The following is a 4,524-nucleotide window of genomic DNA, read 5'->3' on the forward strand; positions in this document are numbered from 1 at the left end:
CGTACACGTAGGTGCCGCCGGACGTGGGGTACTGGGCGGCGAGCTGGGCCGAGGACGTCGCGTTGGCGTAGGCCACGGCCGCCGCGAGCGCCAGCGCGACCAGCAACGTGGAGCCGGCGGCACCGGCGGCCGGGGCGAAGGCCGCGAACACCCCCGCGCCGATCATGGAGCCGACGCCGATGACCACGGCGTCGCGGGTGCCCAGGCGGCGGGCGAGCCCGTCGTGGTGGGTCATGGGTGCACGCTCACGGCGTCATCCTGCACGACCGTCCGGGCCCGGGGAACCTCTGGGCCGGGCGGTGGTCGCGTGGGAGCATCGCGACATGACGACCTCTGCGGGTGACGGGAACGGTTCGGTCGGGTCGCTGCACCCCGCTGACCTGCACGACCTGATCCGGGTGCGCGGTGCACGGGAGAACAACCTGCAGGACGTGGACGTGGAGATCCCCAAACGCAGGTTGACGGTGTTCACCGGGGTGTCGGGCTCCGGCAAGAGCTCGTTGGTGTTCGGGACGGTGGCCGCGGAGTCCCGCCGGATGATCAACGAGACGTACAGCGCGTTCCTGCAGGGGTTCATGCCCTCCCAGGCGCGGCCGGACGTCGACGTGCTGGAGGGGTTGACCACGGCGATCGTCGTGGACCAGGAGCGGATGGGCGCGAACCCGCGGTCGACGGTGGGGACCGTCACGGACGCGAACGCGCTGCTGCGGATCCTGTTCAGCCGGGTGGGTGAACCGCACGTGGGGTCCCCGCAGGCGTTCTCGTTCAACGTGGCGTCGGTCAGCGGTGCCGGGGCGGTCACGCTGGAGAAGGAGGGGCGGACGGTCAAGGAGCGTCGGGAGTTCACCGTCACCGGTGGGATGTGCCCGCGGTGCGAGGGCATGGGCAGGGTCACCGACATCGACCCCGCTGAGCTGTTCGACGACTCGATGACCTTGCGTCAGGGCCCGTTCACGATCCCCGGCTACGGGGCGGACGGGTGGTACGGGCGCATCTACGCCGGGTCCGGGTTGTTCGACCCGGACAAGCCCATCCGGGAGTTCACCTCCCGTGAGATGGACGACCTGCTCCACAAGGAGCCCACCAAGGTGAAGGTCGACGGCGTCAACGTCACCTACGAGGGGTTGATCGTCAAGCTGCGCAAGTCGGTGCTGTCCAAGGACCGCGAGGCGCTGCAGCCGCACGTCCGGGCGTTCGTGGACCGGGCCGTGACGTTCACCGTGTGCCCCGACTGCGGCGGGACGCGCCTGAACGAGGGGGCGCGGTCGGCCAAGGTCCGCGGGGTGAGCATCGCCGACGTGTGCTCGATGGAGATCCGCGACCTGGCCCGGTGGGTGCGTGACCTGGACGAGCCGTCGGTGGCGCCGTTGCTGGAGTCGTTGAGCGGGATCCTGGACTCGTTCACGGAGATCGGGCTGGGGTACCTGAGCCTGGACCGCCCGGCAGGCACCCTGTCGGGCGGGGAGGCCCAGCGCACCAAGATGGTGCGGCACCTCGGCTCGGCCCTGACGGACGTGACGTACGTGTTCGACGAGCCGACCACCGGGTTGCACCCGCACGACATCCAGCAGATGAACGACCTGCTGCTGCGGCTGCGGGACAAGGGCAACACGGTGCTGGTGGTCGAGCACAGGCCGGAGACGATCGCCGTGGCCGACCACGTGGTCGACCTGGGGCCCGGTGCCGGTGGGGACGGGGGCCGGGTGTGCTTCGAGGGGACGGTCGCGGGCCTGCGCCGCAGCGGGACGGTCACCGGACGGCACCTGGACGACAGGGCCCACGTCAAGGACTCGGTGCGGGCGGCGACCGGGCGCATGCAGGTGCGGGGGGCCTGCCAGAACAACCTGCGGGACGTGGACGTCGACGTCCCCACGGGCGTCCTGACCGTCGTCACGGGTGTGGCCGGATCGGGCAAGAGCTCCCTGGTGCACGGGAACCTCGCCGGACGTGAGGGGGTGGTGGTCGTGGACCAGACCGCCATCAAGGGCTCGCGGCGGTCCAACCCGGCGACCTACACCGGCCTGCTGGACCCCGTGCGCAAGGCGTTCGCGAAGGCGAACGGGGTCAGGCCCGCACTGTTCAGCGCGAACTCCGAGGGCGCGTGCCCCACCTGCAACGGCGCCGGGGTGGTGTACACCGAGCTGGGCGTCATGGAGACCGTGGCCACGCCCTGCGAGCCGTGCGGGGGCCGCCGGTTCCGCGCCGAGGTGCTCGAGCACACGTGGGGTGGCAAGAACATCGCCGAGGTGCTGGAGATGTCCGTGGCGCAGGCCGAGGAGCTGTTCGGCTCGGGGCCCGCGCGGACCCCGGCCGCGCACACGATCCTGGTGCGGCTGGCGGACGTCGGGCTCGGGTACCTGAGGCTCGGTCAGCCGTTGACCACGTTGTCCGGTGGGGAACGCCAGCGGCTCAAGCTGGCGACCCGCATGGCCGAGGGCTACGCCGTGTACGTGCTGGACGAACCGACCGCGGGCCTGCACCTGGCGGACGTGGAGCAGCTCCTGGGCCTGCTGGACCGGTTGGTGGACTCCGGCTCGTCGGTGGTGGTCATCGAGCACCACCAGGCCGTCGTGGCGCACGCGGACTGGGTGATCGACCTGGGCCCGGGGGCCGGGCACGACGGCGGACGCGTCGTCTTCGAGGGCACCCCTGCCGACCTGGTCGCCGCGCGCAGCGGCGCCACCGGTGAGCACCTGGCCCGCTACGTGGGCGTCTGACCTGCGACCCGACCGGTGAACGGTCCCGTCGGCAGGCCGGCGGCGCGTGGGACCATCGGGGCATGACGCGCGGGCCACGACTCCCCCACCTGACCGCCGCCCTCGTGGCCCTGGGGGTGGTCTCGACCCTGGCGGTCGGGGCACCGGCGACCGCCCACCCCGGGCACGAGCACTCCCCCGCCCAGGGCCCGGTGGTCGCCTCGCCCGAGGACTACACCCCCGGCCTGGGCGTGGTGGCCGAGACGACGTACACCGTGGACCTGGACGACCGCACCATCAACGTGGACCTGGTGGTGCGCCTGACCAACCAGATCCGCGACCGGGTCCGGGACGGGTACGTCGAGCAGCAGTACTTCCACACGTTCACGGTGCCCGTGCTCGCCGGCGCCGAGCAGGTGCGCGCCTCCCGTGACGGGGGCGGTGCGCTGCGGGTGCAGGTGCGCCCCGGCGACAGCGACTTCTACGGCCTGGCCGAGATCAGCCTCTCCCCGCACCTGTACCACGGGCGACCGCAGACCGTCCGCCTGTCGTACCAGATCCCGCCCCAGCCACCCCGGTCCGGGACCCTCACCCAGGTCAACGAGGCGTTCGCGACCTTCCCGGTGTTCGTCTCCGGGGACCCCGGGCAGGCGTCGGTCACGGTGCGGCTGCCCGCCCACCTGGAGGTCGACGTCGTCGGCGACGACATGGGGTCCACGACCGCCGACGGGATGGCCGTCTACACGGCCACCGACATCGCCGACCCCGCCGAGTGGTTCGCCAGCGTCGTCGCCCGCGACGACGACGCCCTCATCGACCAGACCGTGACGTTCGGTGAGCACCTGGTGCGGCTGCAGGCCTGGCCCGGGGACGACGAGTGGTTGGAGTTCACCGCGGACCTGGCCGAGCGGGGGCTGCCCGTCCTGGAGGACGCGATCGGCGTCGCGTGGGCCGAACCACGCGAGCTGACGATCGTGGAGACCTCCGCGCCCTACGTGTACGGGTACGGCGGCTGGTACGAGCACTCCCGGTCCCTGATCGAGATCGGTGACCTGCTGGACGCCCACGTGACCCTGCACGAGATGGCGCACGCCTGGTTCAACGCCGAGCTGTTCCAGGGCCGCTGGGTCAACGAGGCCATGGCCGAGGTGTTCGCCGCGCACACCATGGACGAGCTCGGCCTGGACGCCCCCGCCCCCGACCCCGTCGACCCCGAGGCCCCCGGCGCGCTGCCCCTGAACTCCTGGGCGAACGTGGACCTGGAGAACCCCGAGACCGAGGAGCAGGAGGCCTACGGGTACAACACCTCCTGGTGGGTCATGGACACGATCGTCGACGAGGTGGGCGTGGCGGGCGTGTCCCAGGTGGTGCAGGCCGCCGCCGAACGGCGGTCGGCGTACCCGGCCGCGACGACCGACTCCACGTGGGACCAGGTCGCGGACTGGCGGGTGCTCCTGGACCACCTGCAGGACACCGCCGGCTCCGCCCGGGCCGAAGAGCTGTTCCGGGCCCTGGTGGCCACCGACGAGCAGGCCGCAGACATGGACGCCCGCGCCGAGGCACGCGCCACGTACACCGAGCTCGCCGACGCCGCCGACGGGTGGGCCCTGCCCGAGGCGGTCCGCGCCCCGATGACCCGGTGGGAGTTCGACCAGGCGTCCGAGACGTTCCCCGAGCTCACCGAGCTGGTCCGGACCCGCGCGAGCGTCGTGGACCAGCTCACCGCCGCGCGCATCCCCGTGCCCGACGCGCTGCAGGAGAGGTTCGAGGGCGCCGGCGACCTCGCGGACCTGCGGGCCGGGCTCCGGGCCGCCGACGACGCGTCACG

The 4,524-nt window shown here is 72.4% G+C and carries 3 protein-coding genes; 2 read left to right on the forward strand and 1 reads right to left on the reverse strand.

Annotated features, from left to right (window positions below; translation table 11 throughout):
• A partial coding sequence (locus tag N869_RS13140) for an amino acid permease (protein WP_035062343.1) occupies window positions 1-235 on the reverse strand: 235 nt, incomplete at its 3' end.
• Window positions 236-323: 88 nt separating this feature from the next.
• Between N869_RS13140 and N869_RS13145 the strand changes: the two genes are divergently transcribed.
• Together N869_RS13145 and N869_RS13150 are read left to right on the forward strand one after the other, a co-directional pair.
• Window positions 324-2,717 carry an ATP-binding cassette domain-containing protein gene (locus N869_RS13145; RefSeq protein ID WP_035062345.1) on the forward strand — a complete coding sequence of 798 codons (2,394 nt, stop codon included), beginning with the start codon at window positions 324-326 and terminating at the stop codon, window positions 2,715-2,717.
• A gap of 62 nt (window positions 2,718-2,779) precedes the next feature.
• The coding region (locus N869_RS13150) for a gluzincin family metallopeptidase (protein WP_156968552.1) at window positions 2,780-4,524 on the forward strand (1,745 nt) is incomplete at its 3' end.

Origin of the sequence: Cellulomonas bogoriensis 69B4 = DSM 16987, from assembly GCF_000767165.1 — a bacterium.
Lineage (GTDB): Bacteria > Actinomycetota > Actinomycetes > Actinomycetales > Cellulomonadaceae > Actinotalea > Actinotalea bogoriensis.